The organism is Actinoplanes sp. NBRC 103695, from assembly GCF_030269485.1.
In the GTDB taxonomy this organism is placed as follows: domain Bacteria; phylum Actinomycetota; class Actinomycetes; order Mycobacteriales; family Micromonosporaceae; genus Actinoplanes.
In genome coordinates this window covers 273,264-295,391 of record NZ_BSTL01000004.1, presented here as the reverse complement: position 1 = coordinate 295,391, position 22,128 = coordinate 273,264, and the positions used below count along the sequence as shown (strand labels likewise).

Sequence of the window (22,128 nt, the reverse complement as noted above, 5' to 3'; positions counted from 1 at the left end):
TCAGGTCCGATCCTGCCTGACCACGGCGCGTTGCGGCGGCTCGGGCCTGATCTCGAGCTCCTCGCGGATCGCCACCTCCAGCTCCTGCATGATCAGCGGCACCTGGGCGAGCAGCTCACGGGAGTGTTTCTGCGGCTCCACCCCCGGCGGCGTGGGCCCGCCGCCGGCGTGCAGTTTCTCCAGCAGCAGGTGCACGGCGAGGGCGGCGCTGCGTACCGGCCCGGAGGCGAGCAGCCGCACCTGGGCCAGCGCCGGCCCGACCTCCTCGAGGTAGATCATCGGATCGGGTTCCCGGCCACCGGCGAAGTTCCCCGCGCGCAGCCGGTAGACGACCCGTTCGAACACGGACATCAGGTCGACGTAGGCGGACTTACGCTCGGTGTACCACCGTTTGGTCCGGCGGTACCTGCTGCGGGCATAGTCGGTGCGGGCCTGGACGAGCAGCGCCACACCCGCGCCGGCCAGCGCGAACACGACGGCGACGAGGGGCAGCGCCCACCACGGGATCGGAGACACGCGCTAACGGTATCGACGTTCGGGTCAAGACCTTTCCCGGGTACGCGGACACCACGGCACCGTTCCCGCTCCGCGACCCGGGCGGCCCGTCCGGGCCGGGCCGCGAGTTCCGGGCGTGAGTGGTCCGTCCAGCTCCCCAACCACGCTCAGCCCGGCCCGCTTTCCACTCAGCCCGACCGCTTTCGCCCAGCCCGGCCGTTTTCCACTCAGCCCCGCTGCTTTTCGCTCAGCCCCGCCGCTTCTCGCTCAACCCGGCAGGTGGCTGAGCTCGCCGCCGTGCGCGACCAGCACCACGTCGGCGATCTCCTCAGGCTCGCCGACCCCGCCCGCGCACGGTCGTCTTCCCGAGCAGATCGGCCACCGGCTCGGTCTCGCCGGCGCGCACCGGCCCCGCCGACACGGCGTTCACCCGCACCCCGCTCGCACCGAACTCGGTGGCCCAGGACCGGGTCAGCAACTCCACCGCCGCCTTGGACGCGCCGTAGGCGGCACCGACCGGCGCCACCGAGGTGGCCGCGGTCGAGGAGACGGTGACGATCGCGCCGCCGTCCCGCGCCGCCATCCCCGGCGCCAGGGCTCCGACCAGCAGGAACGGCACCCGGGTGTCGACCGCCCTCTTTCTGGGTTGAACGATCCAATTTCTAGCGGTCATCACCCGCCAGGCTGAGGCCCCACCCGTCCCCGGCCGCCCGATCATGGGCGCCCTGGACAGCTTCGAGGCCCTGCAGGCCTGGGCCGACGCCACAGTCGAGCACCGCGAGCGGCTCAACGGCCGAGGCGAGTGCACGCTGGGCACCCTGGCCGGCGAGCTCAGCACGGCGGACGAGCGCTCCATTCGGCTGCGCCGTCAGGAACCCCGCGGGTGACAACACTGCCGATGCCGGCTCGCAACGGATAAAGTATCGTCAGCGATTCCTCATTCACTTGAGGTGCGATATTCGCGCGCTCATCGATGAGAGCAATCGGCGTGCTCGGACAAGAGATTTAAGCGGTTCGTCGATCATGGCCGAAGCCCTCCACGGCCGAGGCCTCATCGAGCACCCCGGTCATGCCGCCGCTCGCGGATCTCGGTCACCCGGGCGGCCACATCGTTCCGATGCCCGCGCATGCGCAACGTGCCCGATCGCGCAGCGGGCGGACCCAGTGCCAGCTCAGCCGAGCACACAGCGGCGTCCGGAGCGAGGCGGCGAGGCGGTGCCGGGCTCGGTGGGACTGGGGGCTATCGCTCGCGGCGTTCGGGGGCTGCGGGGGACGGGTGGCGGCCTCGGCGGGGCAGGGTCAGGCGGTAGGGGCGGGAGTCGCCCACCCGGAAGCCGAACTCCTCGGCCAGGCGGTTGGCCGCGGCTCGGGACGGGCGGGAGCTCAGGTCGACCGTGTACGCCCCGTCGATGCTGGCCAGGCGTACCGCCGCGAGCAGCAACGCCGATCCGGCGCCTCGGCCCCGGGACGCCGCGTCGACCACCAGGTCCTCGACGCGGGCCCGTACGCCGGTCGGCGCCGGGAAGACGATCAGGGTCAGGGTGCCCACGATCAGGCCGTCGAGGCGGGCCACCAGGATCCGGCTGCCGGGCCACTCGACCAGGACCCCGACCGCCTCGGCGTCCATCAGGTCCGCCGAGCGGGACAGCTGCGGCATCAGGTGGGCGAAGGCGGCGACCAACTCGTCGCTGACCTGCTCGACGACCTCGACACCGACACCCATGACCGACGACTCTAGGCTGCCGCCATGGCCGAGATCGACAAGATCGCCTGGATACATCTGGTGGACGGACGGGTCCTCAGCACCCGCAGCCACGGACGGGACGCCTTCTACTTCCCGGGCGGCAAGCGGGAGCCGGGCGAGTCCGACCTGCAGACGCTGGTCCGGGAGATCCGTGAGGAGCTGACCGTCGTCATCGACCCGGCGACGGCCAGGGCGGCGGGGGTCTTCGAGGATCAGGCGCACGCCCACGCCGACGGTGTCCGGGTCCGGATGACCTGTTACACCGCGTCCTACGAGGGCACCCTGCGGGCGTCCTCGGAGATCGCCGAGATCGCCTGGCTGACCTACGCCGACCGCGCCCGCGTCTCGCCGGTGGATCAGCAGATCTTCGACAGCCTGAACTGGGGTTGACCTCAACCGGACTTCAGGTTGCACAGTTCGCCGCATGAGAGCCGCTGTGTTCGAACGTTTCGGGCCGCCCGGGGTGTTGCGCGTGGTCGAGCTGCCCGACCCGGAGCCGGGGCCCGGTGAGGTACGGGTCCGGGTGCGGGCGGCGGGCGTTCAGCCGTTCGACGTCGCGGTGCGGGCCGGTGGGATGCCGTGGGTGGGGGTCACGTTCCCGTCGGGGGTCGGTCAGGAGTACGCGGGGGTGGTCGACCGGGTCGGGCCGGGCGCCGGCTTCGAGGTGGGCGACGAGGTGCTGGGTTCGACGATGCTGGCCGGCCAGGCGTCGGCGCTCATCGCGAAGGCGGAGAACGTGGTCCGCAAGCCGGCGGGGCTGGCGTTCCCGGCCGCCGCGGCGATCGTCGCGGCGGGGCAGACGGCGACGGGGGCGCTGCGGGAACTCGGCGTCACGGGCGGCGACGTGCTGCTGGTGCACGGCGCGGCCGGGTCGGTGGGGACCGTCGCGGTGCAGGTTGCCCGCCGGATGGGCGCGCGGGTGATCGGCACTGCCCGCCCGGTCAACCATGACCACCTGCGGCGGTTGGGCGCCGTGCCCGTCGCGTACGGCGAAGAACTGGTCTCGAATGTCGTGGCGACGGGCTTGACGCCGACGGTGGCGCTGGACGCGGCGGGTGCGGAGGCGATCGCGGCGTCGGTGGCGCTGGGCGTCCCGCGGGACCGGATCGGGACGATCGTGGACGACAAGGCGGCCGCCGAGCACGGCATCCGGGTGGTGCGGGCGCCGCGGGATCCGGCCCGGCTGGCCGAGGTGGCCCGGCTGGCGGCGGACGGCGCGCTGGTGATGCCGGTCCGGGCGTACCCGTTGTCGCGGGTGGCGGACGCGCACGCGGACGTGGCGACGGGCCATGGACGCGGAAAGGTGATCCTGATCATCGAACCCTGAAACGTGAAACTCCGGCCGCGACTACCTCAGACGTTTCATCCTGGTTCGAGGTAGCCATTCTGCGGGGGGACACGCGTGAATCTGGTTCCAGCACTCCTCATCATGTCCGTTTTGTCCAATCCGATACCGGCCCGGGCGGCCACGCCGCCTCCGGTCCTTCAAACAGTGCCCGTGGGGGTCACCCTGACCACCCGGCCGTTCGCCCTGATCGGCGCCACCTGGGACGACCCGTCGGCGCCCCTGAACACCACGATCGACGTCCGGGCCCGCTCGGCCCGGACCGGCAAGTGGGGCTCGTGGCAGGTGCTGGAGAGCGACGGCCGCTCACCCGCCGAGCCGGGCAGCGCCGACGCCGCCGGGCGCGGCCGCACCGACCCGCTGTGGGTGGACACGTCCGACGCGGTCGAGGCACGGACCACCGGCGGCACCGTGCCGGCCGGGCTGCGCCTCGACCTGATCAACCCGGACGTCGACGTGCCGAAGGTGACCGAGAGGGCCGCCATCCCGCCCCGGCCGGTGCCGCGGTACGTGAGCCGGGCCCGCTGGGGCGCCGACGAGTCGATCGTGAAGAAGCCGCCCGAGTACACGCCCGCGGTCCGGGTGATGTTCGTGCACCACACGGCGACGTCCAACAACTACAGCTGCGCCGACTCGGCCCGCATCGTCCGCGGCATCGAGGTGTTCCACGTGCGGAGCAACAAGTGGAACGACATCGGCTACAACTTCCTGGTCGACAAGTGCGGGACGCTCTTCGAGGGCCGTAAGGGCGGCGTGACGAGGGCGGTGCTGGGCGCGCACACGCTCGGCTTCAACTCGTACGCCAGCGCCATCGCGGTGATCGGCAACTACGACGGCAAGGCGGCGCCGCCGGTCGTCCGCTCGGTGATCGCCCAGGTGACGGCGTACAAGCTGGGCCTGTACCGGGTTCCGCCGATCGGCAGATCGACGATGATCTCCAGCGGCAGCGACCTGTTCCCGCGCGGCACGCGGGTGGCGCTCAACCGGGTCTCCGGCCACCGGGACACCAACGAGACCACCTGCCCGGGCCGTGTCCTGTACGGGCAGCTGCCCGCGATCCGCCGGGTGGCCGGGGCCGCGCCGGCCGGGCTGCGGCTGGCGAGCGTCGCCGGGGCGTACGCCGCCGGGCCGGTCTACTACACCCGGGGCGTGATCAGGCCGAACTGGGCGCTGAGCACGCCGACGTCGATGATGAACCGCTTCGACGTCTACATCGACGGCCGGATCGTGGTGTCGGCGCCGGCCGGCGGCCGGATCGCCACGCTGCGGCTGCCATCCGGCCGCCACACGCTGACGGTTCTGGCGGTCCACCTGAACGGCCTGACGACCCGTATCTCACGCACGGTGATGGTCGACGCCACCCCGCCGGCGTTCGTGTCGGGCCCGACGCTGACGCTGCGGCCAGGCAGCCTGAAAGGTTCGGTGCCGGTGCGGCTGGCGTGGGGTCTCGGCGACCCGAGCGGCCTGCGTGCGCTGGGGCTGAGCAGCCCGAGGCCGGTGGTCTTCGGGGTCAGCCGGCGCGCGTTCCTGGCGACCGCCGCGCCGAACCGGGCCACCACGTGGGCGGTCAAGGCCATCGACCGGGCGGGCAACGTGGCCGTCGGCAAGGTGGCCCGCACACCCACGGTGACCGGTGATGCCGTCGGCGCCCGTACCGGACGCTGGGCCAACCTGCGCAGTTCTGCTTACCTGGGCGGTTCGGCGTTGCAGAGCGCGACCAGAGGTTCCAGCATCGCGTGGACCTTCACCGGCCGCTCGGCGTCACTGGCGGTGACGAAGACGCGCGCCAGCGGCACGGCGACGATCTATGTGGACGGCGTCAACGCCGGGTCGGTCAACCTGAGCAACACGGTGACGGTCAACCGGATCGCGGTCTGGGCGAAGAACTTCGGCGCGAGCGGCCGCCACACGATCAAGGTCGTGAGCACCGGCACACGCCCCAGCATGATCATCGATGGCCTGGTGGTTCTGCGCTGAGATTCCTGACGGGGGCCGGGCCTGGTTTTCCGGGTCCGGCCCTTTTCCGGGTACGGGCGCAGCACGGCACCGTTCCCGCTCGGCGACCTGGCCGGTGGTCCGGGCCGTTGCGCCGGCATCCGGCCGAAATTCCTTGGTCACGCTCACCGATCGCACCGTAGGGTGCCCGAACCATGAGGACTCCTCCCTCCCTGACCGACGGGGCCGCCGAGGCCGCCGAGGCCACCGAGGCCACCGAGGCGCTGAGCCTGAGATGAGCGCCGACGACCTGATCGACGAGGCCGCCGCGGCGGACGTCTCCGGCTGGAACTTCGACTGGCTGACCGGCCGCGCCACCGAGGAACGCCCGCCCTGGGGTTACGCCCGCCTCCTGGCCGCCCGCCTGTCCGAGGCGGAGTCGGCCCTGGACCTCGACACCGGCGGCGGCGAGGTGGTGGCCGCGGCGCCCGCCTTCCCGCCCCGCATGGTGGTGACCGAGGGCTGGCCACCGAACGCGGAGCGGGCCCGCCGCCTCCTGACCCCGCGCGGCGCCGAGGTCGTCGAGGTCCCGCAGGGCGACCCGCTGCCGTTCCCCGACGCCAGTTTCGACCTGGTGACCAGCCGCCACCCGGTGCGCCCCGACTGGACGGAGACGGCCCGCGTCCTGAAGCCGGGCGGCACGTATTTCGCCCAGCACGTCGGCCCGGCCTCGGTGATCGAGCTGAGCGAGTGGTTCCTCGGCCCGCTCCCCCGCGACCGGGACTTCCGCGACCCGGAACGCGAGACGGCGGCGGCACGCGAGGCCGGCCTGCACATCGTCGACCTGCGGACGGCCCGCTGCCGCATCGAGTTCCTCGACGTGGGCGCGGTCGTCTACATCCTCCGCAAATGCGTGTGGTGGGTTCCGGAGTTCTCGGTGGACCGCTACCGCGAAGCCCTGCACCGCATGGACGCCCACATCCGCGCCCGGGGCGCCTTCGTCACCCACTCCACCCGCACCCTCATCGAGGCTGCTCGCTGATCCGGAACGTCCGGCGGTAGGCGTCCGGCGGCACCCCGACAGTCCGGTGGAAGTGGCGGCGCAGCGTGGTCGCCGTACCCATGCCCGCGGCCGCGGCGATCGTGTCGATGCTGTCGTCGGTGGCCTCCAGGAGCGCCTGCGCGCGGCGGATCCGCTGGGTCAGGAGCCACCGCAGCGGGGTGACCCCGGTGACCGCGCGGAAGTGGCGGGCCAGGTGGCGTGAGCTCAGGTTCGCCCGGCGGGCCAGGTCCTCCACGGTGAGCGGCTGGTCCAGCCGTTCCATCACCCAGGGCAGCAGCCCGGCCAGCGGATGGCCGTCCTGGGCGGGCACCGGGGTGCTGACGAACTGGGCCTGCCCGCCGGCCCGGTGCGGCGGAACGACGAGGCGGCGGGCGACCGTGTTGGCGACCGCCGGGCCGTGGTCGAGGCGGACCAGATGCAGGCAGAGGTCCATCGCCGCGGCCTTGCCCGCGGAGGTGAGCACGCTGCCGTTGTCGACGTAGAGCACATCCGGGTCGACCCGCACCCTCCGATGGCGTGCGGCCAGCGCGTCGGTGTGGGCCCAGTGCGTCGTCGCGCTCAGCCCGTCGAGCAGGCCGGCGGCGGCGAGCACGAACGCGCCCGTGCAGAGCGACACCACCCGGGCGCCGGCCTCGTGGGCGGCTCGTACCGCCGCGACCAGGTCGGCCGGCGGGTCGTCGTCGATGTCCGCCAGCGCGGGAACGATCACCGTGCCGGCGCGCGCGAGGTGGTCGAGCGGGCGGTCCGGTTCCACCATGAACCGGCCGGCCCGGACCGCCCGGTCGCCGCACACCGTGACGTCGTACCAGGGCCCGGGCACCCCCGCCGGGGCGGCGCCGAACACCTCGCAGGCCAGGGCCAGCTCGAAGTGCAGCATCCCGTCGGTGGCGGCGACCGCGACGGACCGCCGGAAGGAGACCATGTCGGAAACTGTACGGGTCGTGTCGTTCCCGACACTGTCGCGGCGCTTCTCCCCGCGGCACGATCTGCCCATGATGGTTGGAGCGGTTCGCCACGTCGCGGTGTTCGGCGCTTCCGGGCACACCGGCCGGTTCGTGGTCGCCGAGTTGCTCAGGCGCGGATACGTCCCACTGCTGGTCGGACGCGACCAGGACAAGCTGTCGGCGCTCGCGCGGACCCGTCCGGGACTCGAGGCGCGGCAGGCCTCCGTGGCGGATCCCGGCTCGCTCGACCGGGCGCTGACCGGCGCCGCCGCCGTGATCAACTGCGCCGGGCCGTTCGCCACCACCGCCGCGCCGGTGATCGAGGCGGCGCTGCGGGCCGGCATCCCGTACGTCGACGTGGCCGCCGAGATCGAGGCGAACGCCGACACGTTCGCGCGGTTCGCGGATCGCGCCCGGGCCGCGGGCACGTTGGTGGTCCCGGCGATGGCCTTCTTCGGAGGCCTCGGCGACCTGCTGGTCACCGCCGCGATGGGCGACTGGACGACGGCGGGCGAGGCGCACATCGCGTACGGCCTCAGCAGCTGGCATCCCACCGCCGGAACCGTCGTCGCCGGCACGGTCTCGGGGAAACGGCGGGCCGGCCGCCGGGTCCGGTACACCGGTGGCCGCCTGGAATATCACGACGACGCCCTCCCGAGGCTGGACTGGGATTTCCCGGCGCCGCTCGGCCCGAGCAGCGTCCTCGCGGGGTTCACCATGGCCGACGTCGTCACCGTCCCCAGCCACCTGGCCATCCCCGAGGTACGCACCTACATGACCGCCGTGGCAGCCGCGGACCTGGCAGCAGCCGCGGACCTGGCAGCAGCCGCGGACCTAGCGGCAGGCGCGGACCTAGCGGCAGGCGCGGACCTAGCGGCAGGCGCGGACCTAGCGGCAGGCGCGGACCTGGCAGCAGGCGCGGACCTGGCAGCGGCCGCCACGCCACCGGTCGCGGTCGACGAGCACGGCCGTTCCGCCCAGACCTTCGTCGTCGACGTCCGCGTCCGCTCCGGCGCCGCCGAACGTCGCGTGACCGCTGCCGGCCAGGACATCTACGCCATCAGCGCCCCGCTCGCGGTGGAGGCCGCCGACCGCATCCTCACCGGCCGCGCCAGAGCCACCGGCGTCGCCTCCGCGGGCGCCGCCTTCAACGCCCCGGACTTCCTGCGCGCCCTGTCCGCCCACCTCTCGCTGGACCTCCCGCGCGATGCACCGGCGGGCCCCGCCGGGCGCCGACAGGGACGGTTCGCGGCGAAGGTCTGATCGGCCGTGCTTTTCTGGTGGGTGGCGTCGCTGCCGGCGTTTCTGGTGCGGGGCGTCGCTGCCGGCGTTTCGGTGTAGGGCGTCGCTGCCGGCGTTTCGGTGTAGGGCGTTACTGCCGGCGTTTCCGCTGGGTGTGGGGTCGAGCCGGGTATGCCAGGCCCCCGGGTGCCCGCTCACCGTCACTGCCGCCGCTCAAGGTGGTAGCCGGGCACGGCAGTGGCAGCTGAAGGCGCCATCTGCGGCGTTGACGGCCGGCCCGGCCCTTGCGCGCCGCCCACGCCCGCGGCCGGTGGTAGGACCAGGCGCAATCCACCGCTATCCACCGCTCTGGGCTACCACCCGCGCGGACTGTGGTGGCTCAGGGCGCTATTTCGGCCCGGATGCCGCCCTGTCCCACCACCGCGTGCCTGGTCCTACCACTCGCGCCTGCTCTACCACCGGACCGCGCCCGGCCACGGCCGCGAGCGGCGGCAGCAACAGTGAGCGGGCACCCGGTGGCCTGGCATACCCAACCGAAACCCCACGCCAACCGCAAGCGGCGGCAGCAACAGCGAGCAGACACCCGGGCGCCTGGCATACCCAACCGAAACCCCACGCCACCGCAAGCGACAACGGCGAGCAGACACCCGGACGCCCGGCATACCCAACCGAAACCCCACGCCAACCGCAAGCGGCGGCAACGAACGGGCTCCGGGTTGCCGGGCCCGAAACGCTAGAGCCAGTCGTCCAGGGTCGGGACGGTGCCGGTGACCACCCAGATGGTCAGCACGGCCAGGAAGTCGCCCCGGTCGCCGGCCGCGGCCGCCTCCGCCAGCCACGTGTCGCGGGTGCCCGCCGGCCACAGGTCGGCCTCCGCGGGGACGGCGGGATTGACCATCGGGAGCACGACGGCCGCCGAGGACGGCGTACCGAAGAAGAGGGTGACCGGGACCGCCGAGATCGCGCCGAGCCCGTGCCGGACCAGGCGCGACCGCAGTGTGCGGCCCATGTCGCGCTGGGCGGCGGTGAACGTGCTCAGCGTGTGCGCGATCTGGGCGGCGGCCAGCGCGGCGGGCATGCCGTCGAAGGCGAGCGAGCGCCAGTCGGTGTCGATCAGGCAGATGCGGCCACCGGGGCGGGTGACCCGGGCGAGCTCGGCGATGGTGCGGTCGGGGTCGGGCACGTGCTGGAGCACCCGTTCGCACCACACGCCGTCCATGCTGGCGTCGAACAGGTCCAGGTCGGCGACGTCGCCGCGCAGGTAGTCCACGGTGCTGCCGTCGTGGCGGCTGCGCGCGGCCTCGATGTGGACGGCCGAGTAGTCCACGGCGGTCACCGATCCGGTCGGGCCGGTCCGGGCGGCGAGCTGACGGGCCACCTCGCCGCCGCCGCAGCCCGCGTCGAGGAGGTGCTGGCCGGGCTGGGGATCGAGGGCCGCCATGGCGGTCGCGCGGACCCGCTCGATCTCCGGGTGCCGGGACATCGCCTCCAGGGAGGTGATCAGCAGGGCCAGCATGGGGGCGGGCATGCGGTCGAGGTCGGCGAAGGGGGTGCCGGGTGGAGCATGGTCCATCCCGCCATTGTGCGTGGCCGCCCGCCATGATCAGGGCGGTCGTCGGTCATCCGACATGGGTGTTAAGAAACGTCCGGTTTCGGACGAACAGGGAAGGGCGAGCCGCCTGCACGGAGCTGTCCAGGCGTCGTTCGCGTACGGCGATCCCGGCGCGCTACAGCCGGTGCTGTCGCTGGCCGGCCTGCTCGGCGCGGTCACGGTCGTGCGGGGTGTGACGTCCGATGCGCAGGCCGCGGCGCTCCGCGGGACGACGGCCACCGCAGCTCAGGGGCCCTGCGTCGGCCTGCCCGTACCGGTGGATCAGCTGGTGTCCGTCATCGCTGCTTAAGATCGACACATGGCTGAAACCGTGAAGGTCGCTCTGGTGGGGTATGGCTCGGGCGGGCGGATCTTCCACGCCCCGCTGCTGGCCTCGGCGGAGGGCGTCGACTTCGCCGGTGTGGTCACCACCTCGCCGGAGCGCCGGGCCCAGCTGCCGGCGGGGCTGACGGCGTACGACTCGCTGGAGCAGGTCGCGGCCGACGGCGTCCGCGCGGTGACCATCTCCACGCCCGCCGCCACCCACGCCGACCTGGCCCGGGAGGCGATCGGGCTGGGCCTGGCCGTGGTCGTGGACAAGCCGTTCGCGCTGGACGCCGGGTCCGCGCGCGAGGTGGTCGCGGCCGCCGAGGACGCGGCCGTGCCGCTCACCGTCTACCAGAACCGGCGCTGGGACTCCGACTACCGCACCGTGCTGCGGCTCGTCGAGGAGGGGACGCTGGGCGACCTGCGCCGTTTCGAGTCGCGCTTCGAGCGCTGGGATCCGGCCCGGGAGATCGGCGAGGCCGGCGGTGGCACGCTGCGCGACTTCGGCTCGCACCTGGTCGACCAGGCCTTGGCGCTCAACGGCCCGGCCACCCGGGTGTACGCGACGAGCGCGCCCGGCGACGACGACTTCTTCCTGGCCATCCGGCACGAGGCCGGGATCGAGTCGCTGCTGTGGGGCAGCTGGCGGCAGGGGCATCCCGGCCCGCGGTTCCGGGTCAGCGGCACGACCGGCACCTACGTGGTGGACGGGGTCGGCGGGATGGACGGGCAGGAGGCGGCGCTGAAGGCCGGGCGTACCCCCGCGTCTCTCGGCGATCGCTGGGGTGTCGAGCCGGAGCACGCCTGGGGCCGCCTCTACCGCGGGCACACCGGCGCCCCGGTGCGCTCGGAGCGCGGCCGGTGGGATCTGTTCTATCCGCTCTTCGCGGCCGCGGTGCGGGGTGAGGGTCCACTGCCGGTCAACCCCCTCGATTCGGTACGCGCGCTCGAGGTGCTCGACGCCGCCCGGACCAGCGCGACCACCGGCGTGGCCGTCGAACTGTAAATCGGCTTGCCGGCGTGCGCCCGCCGGTCGAAGATCGTCCACTGTGCAGGAGTCGACGTGGCGGTTGTTCGACCGGGTGGCCGGCGAGTACGACGAGGTGGTCCCGTTCTTCGGGTCGTTCGGGGCGGCGATCGTGGACGCGCTCGATCCGCCGGCCGGGACGCGGTTCCTCGACCTGGGCGCGGGGCGGGGTGCTCTGACCGGCCCGGCCCTCGATCGTGGGTGCGTGGTCACGGCGGTGGACGCGGCGCCCGGGATGACGGCGCGGCTCGCCGTGTCGTACCCGCGGGCATCGGTTCTGACCATGGACGCGCAGGACCTCGGCCTGCCCGCGTCGAGTTTCGATCTGGTCGCCTCGGCGTTCGTCATCCATGTGCTGGACCGGCCGGCCGACGCGGTGGCCGAGGCGTTCCGGGTGCTGGCGCCGGGTGGACGGTTCGCGCTGACCAGCGGTGGGCGCCCCACGTCCGGGTTCGTGGCCGGCCTCGACGCGCTCTTCGCGGAGTTCTCGGCGTACCTCCCGCCCGGCGGCAGCATGGGCGCGCCGCTGACCCCTTCCGACCTGCTCGCCGACTTCGCGGATGTTCACGAGGTCGTCGTGGACTCGTCCGTAGCAATCGCTGACAACGATGTCTTATGGCGCTGGGTGATGTCGCATGGTTACCGAGCGTTCATCGAGGACCTGCCGCCCGACCGCCGGGCCGAATTCCGTTCCAGCGTGCTCGACCTGCCACTTGGTGACGGGATGCTGCGGCGCAGCAGCGGATTGTGGATCGGAACCAAGCCCCCGGGGTGACCTTCCGTAGAGCACTGCCGAACACGGGTAGTGATGCGGGTAGTTTCCCCGTGTCCGGGGCGGGATTACTGACGAACGATGGGACGCACCAAACGCAGCAGAGAGGGGAACGCCCATGGGCCGCCATGCCGCCGGCCGCCCGCCTTTGCATGCCGACCTCTTCACCCCGCCGCCCGGCGACACCGCTCGCCTGGCCGGGGAGTCCCGTGCCGCCGCCGCCTTCGAACTGCTGGTCGGCCCGCACCGTCCCGGTCTGCGCGACTACGTGGACAAGCTGACGGACGGCGACGGGCAGCTCACCGACTCCGTCGTCAAGGAAACCCTGTACCGGGCCGCCCAGGATCCGAGCCGGTACCCGCAGCGGCCGTCCGCCGTACGCCCGTGGCTGGTCCTGATCGCCCGGACGGCTCTGCGCGACGGCGAGCGCATGGCCCCCGCCGGTCATGATGACCGTCCTCAGTTCGTACCCCCGGAGCCGCCGGCAGCGACCACCGTCCTGGGCGCGATGGACTCTCTGGCCGACACCCACCGGGAGATCCTGGTCGAGCTCTTCTACCGCGGCGTCTCCCTCGAGGAGGCGGCCCACCACCGCGGCGTCCCTGTCGAAACCGTGAAGGGGTGGCTGTACTACGCGATGCGCGCCCTCCGCGGGGTGATCGACCAGCAGGTGGCCGATCGCCACGATCTCTAGACCTTTCCGCCGAGCCGGTCACGCCCCCCGACCGGCTCGGACCCGGAGAGCGACCTTGCCCCCAAGGTCGGGCTCCGGTGAATGGGCGGGCCGGCGCCGTCGCGGCGGCGTCGGCCCACCACCAGGAGCCGCGCCCGGTCCTCTGTCGCCTGGGCCGGGCGTACGGCTCCCGCGCGCGGGCCGGGCTTCACCCCCCTCGAAGCCTGGCCCGGCCCCCACCCCCGGGGAACGCGTGCGGCAGGCCCGGACCGCGCGGTGGGTCCGGGCCTGCCTCTGCGGTGAGGCCGGCGCCGCCACGGGGCGGCGCCGGCCCGCGGATCTCAGCCGGCCCGCAGATCTCAGCCGGCCCGCGGATCTCAGGGGAACAGCTTCCATTGCCCTTCGGACACGACCTCGACGGCGCCGTCCACCACTGTGACGGCGGTCTCGTCGTCGATCGCGTACGTCGGCGCCGGGATGTGCGCCGCCCACTTCTCCGCGTTTGCCAGCGAGGCGTCGAGGTGCTGCGGGTGCTCCAGGTGCGGGATCACCGCGAAGTCGACGAGTCCCGCGCCCTGTGCCGTGACCAGGGTCCGGTCGACGTCACCCTCCGGCGTGGCGAAGACGACGTCCTCCGACTTCAGCGGCGCGTCCTTCCCGCGCGGCGGGTCGGCGTACGTCTCGACGAACGTGCCGGCGGCGGCGATGCTCCCGGCGCTCACACCCACGTAGACCGCCTCGGGGCGCAGCGACGGCAGGAGGCCGGTCAGCCCGGAGCGCCGCATCCAGCCGGCCAGGAACAGCGGGTCGCCGCCCCAGAACAGCAGCGCGTCGGCGTCGCGCACGGCCGGCACCCAGGCCTCCTCGTCGATGTGCGGCAGCGCCGTCAGCTCCAGGATCCCCAGCGACCTCCAGCCCAGCTCGACCAGCGGCGCCGGGCCCTTGCCGCTGATCGCCCGCATCGCCATGCCCGGCCCGCCGGGGAACGGGTAGACCGCGGTCGGGATGATCAGGGCGCCGGACTCGGCGATCGGCTTGCCCAGCAGGCCGGCCAGCGCGGCCTCGATGCTCGGGTTCGTGATCCCGCCCGAGGTGAGGAGAGCTCTCACGCGAACAGCCTCCAGTTCCCCTCGGAGATGACCTCGACGGCGCCGCCGACGACGCTGACGGCGGTCTCGTCGTCGATCGCGTACGCCGGATTCCCGAGACCGGCGGCCCACTTCTCGGCGGCGGCCATGGTGTTCTCGGTCAGCTTCGGGTGGTCCACGTGCGGGAAGATCGAGAAGCCGACCACGCCCAGCGCCTCGTCGCCACCGGCGGGCGGCTGCCAGCCGACGAAGTCGTCGCCGACGCGCGGGGTCATCACCATGCTCCCGGCGCTCAGGCCCGCCCAGACCTTGTCGCCCAGCGACGGCAGGAGGCCGGCCAGCCCGGACTCCCGCATCCAGTGGGCCAGGTACAGGGCGTCGCCGCCGTTCACCAGCAGGATGTCGGCCTCCCGGACCCAGGGCACCCAGCGTTCCTCGCCGATGCTGGGCAGGGCGGTGAGCTCCAGCACGCCCACGGACTTCCAGCCCAGCTCGGTCATCGGGCACTCGGGCTCGCGCCCGCTGATGAACCGCCAGGGTCCCTCCGGCTTCACCCACGGGTGCCCGTACGACGCGGTGGGGATGCAGAGGGCCTTGGCCTCGGCGATCGGCTTGCCCAGCAGGCCGGTCAGCGCGTCGGTGATGCTCTTGTTCCTGATGCCGGCGGAGGTGAGGAGAAGCTTCATGACGCCCCTTCTTGGAGTGACCCGGCCAGGACTGCCTTGGCCAGCTGGTCCAGCTGGGGCTCGAGACCCCGGCGGCGGTTGGAGGCATTGTCCAGTCCGTCCAGGTAGGCGCCCTGGTCGGTCAGCACCAGCCTGGTCCCGCCGCTCTCGGCGAACAGGTCGACGCTCTGCATCGAGACCGAGATCCGCTGATCGCCGCGAGCCATCTCGTAGCTGTAGATGATCCGCCGGTTCGGCACGATGTCGTGGTAGCGGGTGGTGTTGTGGTAGAGCTCGCCGCCGGGCGGGCCGGACGCGCTGGTCTCCAGGCCGCCCTCCCGGAACTCGAACTCGCCCGGCCGGAACGTCCAGCCGTCCGGCGCGGAGGGGAACCACTGTGCCTTCGCCTCGGGGCTCGCGAAGGCCTGGAAGACCCGCTCGGGCGTGGCGTCGTAGTGGCGTTCCAGGGTGATGGTCTCGTGCACGATGCTCATGAGTTCTCCAGGTAGGTGCCGAGGCGGTCCAGCTGGGCGGACAGGTCGGCGCGGCGGACCGCGATCCAGTCCTCGGCCGTACGCAACGCGGCGGGGTTGATCCGGCAGGTGCGGACGCGGCCGGTCTTGGCCGAGCTGACCAGGCCGCTGCTCTCCAGGACCCGCAGGTGCTGCATGACCGCGGGCAACGACATGGACAGCGGCGCCGCCAGCTCCTTGACGGACGCCGACCCGCGACCGAGCCGCTCGACCATGCTCCGGCGGCTGGCGTCGGCCAGCGCCGCGAACATCAGATCGAGCGACGCCTGATGGTTAAGCACCTCGTTAAGTATTGGGCTCCGGCCGCGTCTGTCAACCCGCCTGGCGCCAGTACTGCTTCTTGCGCTCGTCGCGGACCACATAGCCGTGGCCGGCCAGCACGTCGCGCAGCTCGGCGGCGTCACGGTCGTCGCCGGAGTCGAGGGCCTTCTGGCGAGCGGTGAACACCGCGTCGGCGGCGGCGGGGATCTCGCCCGAGGCGGGGATCCAGCGCTGGTACGCCTCGGCGTACGGGTCACGGTCGGCCCAGGCGATCCCGTGCGCCCGCAGCAGCGGCGCGTACCGGACGGGTGACGTGTTGGCCGGCTCACGGGCCAGTTCACGACCGGTGCGGCCGAGCAGCACCAGCTTGTCCTTGTCGCGGAACGCCGTCGCCACCTCGCCGCGCGGCACCACCCGCCGCCTACCGGGCCGGGCGAGCACCAGGTCGGCGCCGCTGACCCGGACGGACAGCGACTCGGCGTCGATCATCGCGGCGAGCACCAGCCCGAGAATCGCGCCCACCGCCAGCGCGCCGCCGGTCGCCCACGGCTCCCCGATGTCCCTCAGCAGCTGGAACAGGCGGCGGAACGGCACCCAGTCCCGCTCCCCCAGCACGCCCGCCAGGCGCTGGAGGCCGAGCAGCAGACCGGCGCCGACGGCCGGCGGCACGATCCAGAACACCACCCGTATCGCGACCGGCGTCGTCACCGTCGACTCCTGCTCCCACACGACGACGAGTCTTTCGAAGACGCACCGTGACCGCCAGCGACCTTGGTCTACGCCGGATAGACCATCGGCGGCTGCCCGGGCCGGCCGGGTATGGATACCGTCACGGGGTGTGGCGAGGATGGAACGAGGTCGGGGCGGCCGCGGCCGCGACGGGACTCGGGCTGTTCTTCGTCGCCACCTCGCTCTCGGAGGACGGCGCGGCCACGCGGGCGGAGGTGATCGGCGGGACGGTGGCGATCGTCGCGCTGGTGCTCCTGCGGCGGAGGTGGCCGGTCGCGCTGACCCTCTGCCTGATCCCGGCGGGCATCGTGCTGGCCATGCCGATGGGCGCCACCGCGGTCGCCCTGTTCGCGGTCGGCCTGCATCGGCGCGCCCGGGTCGCCGTCGCGGTGGCCGTTCTGCACGTGGCGGCGGTGGCCGTGGTCTACCGGCTCGCGCTCGGGCCGTCCCGGGCGTACCGGGAAGCAGTGATCTTCTTGATTCTGCTCGATGTCATCCTGGTCACGGCCGCGATGCTGGTGCGCTCGCACCGGCGGCTGGTGCGGTCCTGGGCGGAGCGCGCCCGGCAGGCCGAGGAGGGTCAGCGGATGCGGGTCGAGCAGGCGCGGCTGGCCGAGCGGCAGCGGATCGCGCGGGAGATGCACGACGTGCTGGCACACCGGATCTCGCTGGTGGCGGTGCACGCGGGCGCCCTGGAGGTGCGGCGCGAGGCGCAACCCGATCAGCGGGCGGTGGCGGGCGTGATCCGGCAGTCGGCGTACGACGCGCTGGAAGATCTGCGGCACGTGATCGGGATGCTGCGGGAGACGCCCGCGCCGGACGACGACCGTCCCCAGCCGACGTTGGCCGACCTGTCCGCCCTGGGCGCGGAGGTCGAGGTCACCGGGCAGCCGCCCGCCGTCGTCGGGCGGCACGCCTACCGGGTGGTCCAGGAGGCCTTGACCAACGCCCGCAAGCACGCGCCGGACGCCCCGGTACGGGTGGCGGTACGCGGCTGCGAGGCGGACGGGGTGGTCGTCGAGGTGGGCAACGCGCTGCGGCCGGGCAGCGGGATGCCCGGGGCCGGCGCGGGACTGGCCGGCATGCGCGAGCGGGTGGAACTGGCCGGCGGCCGGCTGGAGCACGGGCCGACCGCGGCCGGGACGTTCGAGCTGCGGGCCTGGTTGCCGTGGCACCGGTGAGAGTCCTGCTCGTCGACGACGACGCGCTGGTCCGGGCCGGGCTGACCATGATGCTGGCCGAGTTCGACGACCTCGAGGTGGCCGGCGCGGTGTCCGACGGCGCCGAGGTGCCCGCGGCGGTGAACACGTGCCGGCCGGACGTGGTGCTGATGGACATCCGGATGCCCGGGGTGGACGGGCTGACCGCCACCGAGTCGCTGCGCGCCCGCCGGGATCCGCCCGAGGTGATCGTGCTGACCACCTTCGACACCGACGCGCACGTGCTGCGGGCGCTACGGGCCGGCGCGGGCGGCTTCCTGCTCAAGCACACGCCGCCGGCGGAGATCGCGCGGGCGGTACGCCGGGTGGCCGCGGGCGAGCCGATCCTGTCGCCGGAGGTCCTGCGCCGGATGATGGCGATGGTCGCGAGCGGCGGCGCCGACCCGGTGCGGGAACGGGCCCGGGCGGCGCTGGGCCGGCTCAGCCCCGGCGAGCGCGAGGTCGCGCTGCTGGTCGCGCAGGGCCGGACCAACCAGGAGGTGGGCACGGCGCTGCGGATGAGCACGGCGACGGTCAAGGCGTACGTGTCCCGGATCCTCACCAAACTGGACCTGACCAACCGGGTCCAGGTGGCGATCGTCGTTCACGAGGCGTCCTGAGTCCAGTCTCGTGGCTCAGTGCTGGACCGGCACCATCGCGTCGAGGAGGCGGTCCAGTTCGATGCACGCGAAGCCGACCCGGACGTCGCTGGCGCCGTACGGCAGCCAGAACCGGCCGTCGTGCAGCGTGCCGCCGCACGAGTAGACGACGTTGGGCACGTAGCCCTCACGCTCGATGTCGTCCGGGTCGAGCAGTCCGAACGGCAGATCGGCGAGCACCCGCTCGGGGTGCTCGAGGTCGAGCAGCATCGCGCCGATCGCGTACCGCCGCATCGGGCCCACCCCGTGCGTGAGCACCAGCCAGCCGGCGTCGGTCTCCACCGGCGACCCGCAGTTGCCCACCTGGATCAGATCCCAGCCGCGGTGCGGGACGAGCAGCGGCTCGGCCGGCTGCCAGCGGTTCTGCTCGTCCAGATAGGTCAGGCCGAGCGTCTCGCCGTCGGAGCGGCAGAGCGCGAGGCGGCGGCCGCCGACCGGCCGCGGGAACAGCGCCATGCCCTTGTTCCGGGCGGCCGGGCCGTGCAGCGCGGTGACCTCGAAGTGCCGCAGGTCGCGGGTGGTGATCATGCGGCCGCCGATGTGCCGGCCGTCGTACGCGGTGTAGGTCGCGTGGTAGATCGCGCGCCCGTCCGGCTCGATCTCCTGGACGAACCGGGCGTCCTCCATGCCGTTGCTCTCGGCCGGCGTCGACGGCCAGAGGATCCGGTGGTCCAGCGGCACCGTGCACGGGAAGGTGACCGCGTAGTCGGTGCTGACGATCTTGCGGATGATCTCCAGCGTGTCCTGCGTGGTGGGCCGCGACATCAGCTCGCCGGGCAGGTGGCCGAGGACGTCCTCGAACTCCTCGTCGTCGTAGCGCTCGGGCAGCGCGGACAGCACGTACGCCGAGGCCTCGTTGTCGATCTCGGAGTCGGCCAGGCCGGCGGCCAGTTGCTCCAGCATGTGCTTGGCGCCGACCCGCTGGCCGATCATCAGCGGCCCGCCGCGGTCCTCGAGCCGGATCATCGGGCCGGGGCCGAGGATCGCGGTGCTGAAGCCGATCGACGAGATGTGCCCCTCGCCGATCTGGCGCAGGCTGATCGCCGTCCGCAGCTCCCCCTGCTCCAGATCGGTCTGGTCCGGGTGCGGCACCATCGACGGGTTGCACAGCGCGGCCGACTCGACCGAGTACTCGTGGCTGAAGTACGCCCCGATCAGCGTGCGCGCCGCCGGGGACAGCTCGATCTCCGCCGGGACGCGGTGGCTGATCAGCTCGTAGTGGTGCGCGAAGAGCCCGGTCAGGTCGTGGTGCCGGCCGGCGAACCGGGCCAGCACCTCCTCCAGCATGTCGGCGATCTGGTCCTCGTCGAGCTGGAGGATGCGCTCGATCAGGCCGGAGGCGCGGTTCTGCACCAGCTGGGCGTCCTCACCGGGCACGAACAGCTTGATCACCACGCGCCGGTCGTCGGGCGCCATGGTCAGGTCGAGCCGGGTGGCGAGATCAACAGGATTCATGATTGCCGTCATGCTAAGCCGCCTGAGGGTCGGGTCGCGCTCCTTCGGGCTGCCAGGGCACGGGCGTGCTGGAGCGTGGAGAGCAGAGCGAGGGTGGATTCGGCACCTTGGTTCAGGTTAGGACCATCCGGTGTCAGTCCGTCATATCCTCCACCGGTTTGGGGGTCGTACATCACCACGCCGGTGTCGTTGTCCCCCAGGAACCAGGCGATCGTCTGGAACAGCCGCGCGTCCCAGCGCTCGTCGCCGGTGACGGCCCCGGCGGTGGCGCACGCGTCCGCGGTCGCCGCGACCTCGATCGACTGCTGATCAAACCGATGCTTGGGTACGCCGGGCCGCCAGCCGCCCACCGGCACCACCGACAGGTGCCCGTCGTTCTGCTGCTCCCCGCACAGCCAGGCGAGCATGCGCAGGCCGTCGGCCAGCAGGTGCTCGTCGCCCAGCAGGTCGCCGGCCGCGATCAGCACCTCGGGCAGCGCCGGGTTGGCGTACGTCAGCTCCGGCTCCGGCCACACCCACTCCCCCGAGGGGGGCACGCCGATCACGGTCGCGGCGTCGCCCAGCAGGTCGGCCGCCTCGGCGCAGCGGGGGTCGACGCGCAGCACCTCGGCCGCGCCCAGCCCGGCGAACGCCATCGCCCGCGACCACGGCGAACGCTGCCGCACCCCGGCGAGGAACGCCTCCGTCGCCTCGCGCCGGATCCACGGGACGGTGCTGCGGGCGGCGGCCGTGCCGAGCCCCCAGAGCGCACGGCCCCACCAGTCCCCGGTGGACGGTTCGTCCAGCCAGCGGCGGTCGTAGCCGAGCCGGTTGCGGCACTGCCCGTCCGGGCCGAGCGCGTGCGTGCAGAACGCCAGGTAGCGCTCGGAGAGCGTGACCACGGCGCCGGTCGGTTGCCGTTCCCGGCAGGCCACCAGCAGGCCGCGGGCCACGTCGTCGACGCAGTAGCCGTGTTCCCGCCGCGGCGTCGCGTTACGGGCGTGCTCCAGCAGCCCGACGTCGTCGGAGAGGCGGGCGATCTGCGACCAGCTCGGTGCGGGCGCGTCGTGCAGGCGGGGTGGCGGCGGGACCAGCCGCAGAGTCTGAGTCATACCGACACTCCGCCGCGCTCCGTGGCGGCATGCCGCGGACGACTGGGCATCCTGCGCTCGCTCACGCGGGAACGCTCGCCGCGGCGGCAGGCGTGCGGGCGGCCAGCAGCTTGCCGGCCAGTGCCTGGTAGCGGGCGGCCACCGCGGGCCAGCGCAGCGTCGGGCCGCCGGCCAGCCCGGTGAGCCGGCTGGTGGTGTCCGGTTCGGCGAGCAGCCGCCGGACCGCGGCCGCCATCGCCACCGGATCCTGATGCGGCACCAGCAGGCCGGGACCGTCGGCGAGCAGTTCGACGGCGTGCGGGAACTCGGTGGCCACCACCGGCACCCCGGCGCCGACGGCCTCGATCAGCACGCCGGAGGTGACCTGCTCGGTCGAGTCGTACGGCAGCACCACCACGTCGGCCGACCGGATCAGCCGGCTCAGCGCGTCCTGGTCGAGGTAGACGTCCTCCCACCGGACGGCGTCCGCGACGCCGAGGTCGGCGGCGAGCTTCTTCAGCCCCTCGCGGTAGACGTCGCCGTGGTGTTCCAGGACCTTCGGATGGGTACGCCCGGCGACGGTGTAGACCGGGCGCGGCTCGGCGAGCTCGGCGAGCGCCCGCAGCGCCCACTCGATGCCCTTGCCCGGACCGAGCAGACCCCAGGTGAGCAGGTGCGGCACGGCGCCACGGCCGGTGCTGGCGGTGCTGGTGTGACTGTTCGCGCCGTGCGGGATGACCGAGATCTTGCGCGGGTCGACCTGGTAGCGCTCGGTCAGCCTGCGGCGGGCGGTGTCGGTCATCGTGACCACCGCGTCGGCGGTCGCCACGATCCGTTCCAGCACCACGCGCTGCCGCGGGTCCGGGGCGGCGAGCACGGTGTGCAGCACCACGATCTTCGGCTTCTTCAGCGCCCGGAGCAGCGGCAGCACCTCGTCGCCGGCGTCGCCCGGGTAGATGCCGTACTCGTGCTGCACGATCACCACGTCGAAGCGGTTCAACGCGTTGGCGGCCGCGGTCCAGCCGCCGGGCTGGTCGGTGTGCCACGTGTGCGCGACGCGGGGCGCCGTCTTGTCCACGGCCAGGCCGCCCTGGTCGTCGCCGGCCACCAGCCGGACCACGCCGTTGCCCAGATGCCCGACGTTCAGGTGGGTGGCCAGCGCCGCATTGAACGTCGCCAAACCGCACTGGGTCGGTGGATAGGTGCTGAGAAAGCCGTACGACGCGGGCATGACGGGCCCTTTCTGGACTCTGGGCTGCCTCCCCGCAGCAAGAATGAAGTGTCCGATTTGCGCAATTCGGAGCGTACCAA

At 72.9% G+C, this 22,128-nt stretch carries 25 protein-coding genes; 12 read left to right on the top strand and 13 right to left on the bottom strand.

The window, feature by feature from the left end; translation table 11 throughout:
* Both QSK31_RS08200 and QSK31_RS08195 read right to left on the bottom strand, forming a co-directional pair.
* Entirely contained in the window at positions 1-516 is a 516-nt protein-coding gene (locus tag QSK31_RS08200) for a hypothetical protein (RefSeq protein ID WP_285682471.1), read from the bottom strand.
* A 307-nt stretch (positions 517-823) separates the two neighbouring features.
* Positions 824-1,168, bottom strand: a complete 345-nt coding sequence (locus QSK31_RS08195; RefSeq protein ID WP_285682469.1) for an SDR family oxidoreductase — start codon at positions 1,166-1,168, stop codon at positions 824-826.
* 43 nt (positions 1,169-1,211) lie between these two features.
* Here QSK31_RS08195 and QSK31_RS08190 point away from each other — a divergent pair, with 43 nt between their 5' ends.
* On the top strand, positions 1,212-1,382 hold the full coding sequence (locus QSK31_RS08190) for a hypothetical protein (protein WP_285682467.1): 171 nt from the start codon (positions 1,212-1,214) through the stop codon (positions 1,380-1,382).
* 353 nt (positions 1,383-1,735) lie between these two features.
* Here the strand turns inward: QSK31_RS08190 and QSK31_RS08185 are convergent, their stop codons facing one another.
* Positions 1,736-2,218 (bottom strand): GNAT family N-acetyltransferase, encoded by a 483-nt coding sequence (locus QSK31_RS08185; RefSeq protein ID WP_285682465.1) that lies wholly within the window; start codon positions 2,216-2,218, stop codon positions 1,736-1,738.
* Positions 2,219-2,242: 24 nt separating this feature from the next.
* Between QSK31_RS08185 and QSK31_RS08180 the strand changes: the two genes are divergently transcribed.
* The 4 genes from QSK31_RS08180 to QSK31_RS08165 all read left to right on the top strand — a co-directional run bounded on the left by QSK31_RS08180 (position 2,243) and on the right by QSK31_RS08165 (position 6,561).
* A complete protein-coding gene (locus tag QSK31_RS08180; protein WP_285682463.1) occupies positions 2,243-2,629 on the top strand; it encodes an NUDIX hydrolase in 387 nt (128 codons plus the stop codon).
* Positions 2,630-2,663: 34 nt separating this feature from the next.
* Positions 2,664-3,566, top strand: coding sequence for an NADP-dependent oxidoreductase (locus tag QSK31_RS08175; protein WP_285682461.1), 903 nt, complete (start codon positions 2,664-2,666; stop codon positions 3,564-3,566).
* Between the two features lie 171 nt (positions 3,567-3,737).
* On the top strand, positions 3,738-5,561 hold the full coding sequence (locus QSK31_RS08170) for a peptidoglycan recognition protein family protein (RefSeq protein ID WP_285682459.1): 1,824 nt from the start codon (positions 3,738-3,740) through the stop codon (positions 5,559-5,561).
* A 253-nt stretch (positions 5,562-5,814) separates the two neighbouring features.
* Positions 5,815-6,561, top strand: a complete 747-nt coding sequence (locus QSK31_RS08165) for a class I SAM-dependent methyltransferase (protein ID WP_285682457.1) — start codon at positions 5,815-5,817, stop codon at positions 6,559-6,561.
* On the opposite strand, the gene QSK31_RS08160 is transcribed toward QSK31_RS08165, so the two are convergent.
* Positions 6,542-7,504: a helix-turn-helix domain-containing protein gene (locus tag QSK31_RS08160; protein ID WP_285682455.1), complete on the bottom strand. Its 963-nt coding sequence runs from the start codon at positions 7,502-7,504 to the stop codon at positions 6,542-6,544. The genes QSK31_RS08165 and QSK31_RS08160 overlap by 20 nt on opposite strands.
* 70 nt (positions 7,505-7,574) lie before the next feature.
* Here QSK31_RS08160 and QSK31_RS08155 point away from each other — a divergent pair, with 70 nt between their 5' ends.
* A complete protein-coding gene (locus tag QSK31_RS08155) occupies positions 7,575-8,789 on the top strand; it encodes a saccharopine dehydrogenase NADP-binding domain-containing protein (RefSeq protein ID WP_285682453.1) in 1,215 nt (404 codons plus the stop codon).
* Positions 8,790-9,501: 712 nt separating this feature from the next.
* On the opposite strand, the gene QSK31_RS08150 is transcribed toward QSK31_RS08155, so the two are convergent.
* Positions 9,502-10,341 (bottom strand): methyltransferase domain-containing protein, encoded by an 840-nt coding sequence (locus tag QSK31_RS08150; protein WP_285682451.1) that lies wholly within the window; start codon positions 10,339-10,341, stop codon positions 9,502-9,504.
* Between the two features lie 55 nt (positions 10,342-10,396).
* Between QSK31_RS08150 and QSK31_RS08145 the strand changes: the two genes are divergently transcribed.
* From QSK31_RS08145 to QSK31_RS08130, 4 genes are all read left to right on the top strand, one after another.
* On the top strand, positions 10,397-10,669 hold the full coding sequence (locus QSK31_RS08145) for a hypothetical protein (RefSeq protein WP_285682449.1): 273 nt from the start codon (positions 10,397-10,399) through the stop codon (positions 10,667-10,669).
* Positions 10,670-10,678: 9 nt separating this feature from the next.
* Positions 10,679-11,692, top strand: a complete 1,014-nt coding sequence (locus QSK31_RS08140) for a Gfo/Idh/MocA family protein (protein ID WP_285682447.1) — start codon at positions 10,679-10,681, stop codon at positions 11,690-11,692.
* A 43-nt stretch (positions 11,693-11,735) separates the two neighbouring features.
* The gene (locus tag QSK31_RS08135; RefSeq protein WP_285682445.1) at positions 11,736-12,488 is read left to right on the top strand and encodes a class I SAM-dependent methyltransferase; all 753 of its coding nucleotides are present in this window, start codon (positions 11,736-11,738) and stop codon (positions 12,486-12,488) included.
* 115 nt (positions 12,489-12,603) lie between these two features.
* Entirely contained in the window at positions 12,604-13,179 is a 576-nt protein-coding gene (locus QSK31_RS08130) for a sigma factor-like helix-turn-helix DNA-binding protein (protein WP_285682442.1), read from the top strand.
* A 356-nt stretch (positions 13,180-13,535) separates the two neighbouring features.
* Here the strand turns inward: QSK31_RS08130 and QSK31_RS08125 are convergent, their stop codons facing one another.
* The 5 genes from QSK31_RS08125 to QSK31_RS08105 are packed head-to-tail and all read right to left on the bottom strand — an operon-like array spanning position 13,536 to position 16,413.
* Positions 13,536-14,267 carry a Type 1 glutamine amidotransferase-like domain-containing protein gene (locus tag QSK31_RS08125; RefSeq protein WP_285682441.1) on the bottom strand — a complete coding sequence of 244 codons (732 nt, stop codon included), beginning with the start codon at positions 14,265-14,267 and terminating at the stop codon, positions 13,536-13,538.
* Positions 14,264-14,932 (bottom strand): Type 1 glutamine amidotransferase-like domain-containing protein, encoded by a 669-nt coding sequence (locus QSK31_RS08120; protein ID WP_285682439.1) that lies wholly within the window; start codon positions 14,930-14,932, stop codon positions 14,264-14,266. Before QSK31_RS08120 ends, QSK31_RS08125 begins: the two co-directional genes overlap by 4 nt.
* On the bottom strand, positions 14,929-15,405 hold the full coding sequence (locus QSK31_RS08115; RefSeq protein WP_285682437.1) for an SRPBCC family protein: 477 nt from the start codon (positions 15,403-15,405) through the stop codon (positions 14,929-14,931). Before QSK31_RS08115 ends, QSK31_RS08120 begins: the two co-directional genes overlap by 4 nt.
* A complete protein-coding gene (locus QSK31_RS08110; protein WP_285682435.1) occupies positions 15,402-15,725 on the bottom strand; it encodes an ArsR/SmtB family transcription factor in 324 nt (107 codons plus the stop codon). Before QSK31_RS08110 ends, QSK31_RS08115 begins: the two co-directional genes overlap by 4 nt.
* Positions 15,726-15,756: 31 nt before the next feature.
* Complete coding sequence (locus QSK31_RS08105) at positions 15,757-16,413, bottom strand: YqeB family protein (RefSeq protein ID WP_285682432.1); 657 nt, start codon at positions 16,411-16,413, stop codon at positions 15,757-15,759.
* A 128-nt stretch (positions 16,414-16,541) separates the two neighbouring features.
* On the opposite strand from QSK31_RS08105, the gene QSK31_RS08100 reads away from it, so the two are divergent.
* Both QSK31_RS08100 and QSK31_RS08095 read left to right on the top strand, forming a co-directional pair.
* A complete protein-coding gene (locus tag QSK31_RS08100; protein ID WP_285682430.1) occupies positions 16,542-17,615 on the top strand; it encodes a sensor histidine kinase in 1,074 nt (357 codons plus the stop codon).
* On the top strand, positions 17,594-18,253 hold the full coding sequence (locus tag QSK31_RS08095; protein ID WP_502872916.1) for a response regulator transcription factor: 660 nt from the start codon (positions 17,594-17,596) through the stop codon (positions 18,251-18,253). Before QSK31_RS08100 ends, QSK31_RS08095 begins: the two co-directional genes overlap by 22 nt.
* 15 nt (positions 18,254-18,268) lie before the next feature.
* Here the strand turns inward: QSK31_RS08095 and QSK31_RS08090 are convergent, their stop codons facing one another.
* From QSK31_RS08090 to QSK31_RS08080, 3 genes are all read right to left on the bottom strand, one after another.
* Entirely contained in the window at positions 18,269-19,747 is a 1,479-nt protein-coding gene (locus QSK31_RS08090) for a glycoside hydrolase family 130 protein (RefSeq protein WP_285682426.1), read from the bottom strand.
* 8 nt (positions 19,748-19,755) lie between these two features.
* Complete coding sequence (locus tag QSK31_RS08085; protein WP_285682424.1) at positions 19,756-20,838, bottom strand: glycosyltransferase; 1,083 nt, start codon at positions 20,836-20,838, stop codon at positions 19,756-19,758.
* 61 nt (positions 20,839-20,899) lie between these two features.
* Complete coding sequence (locus tag QSK31_RS08080; protein WP_285682422.1) at positions 20,900-22,048, bottom strand: glycosyltransferase; 1,149 nt, start codon at positions 22,046-22,048, stop codon at positions 20,900-20,902.
* Between the last annotated feature and the right edge of the window lie 80 nt (positions 22,049-22,128).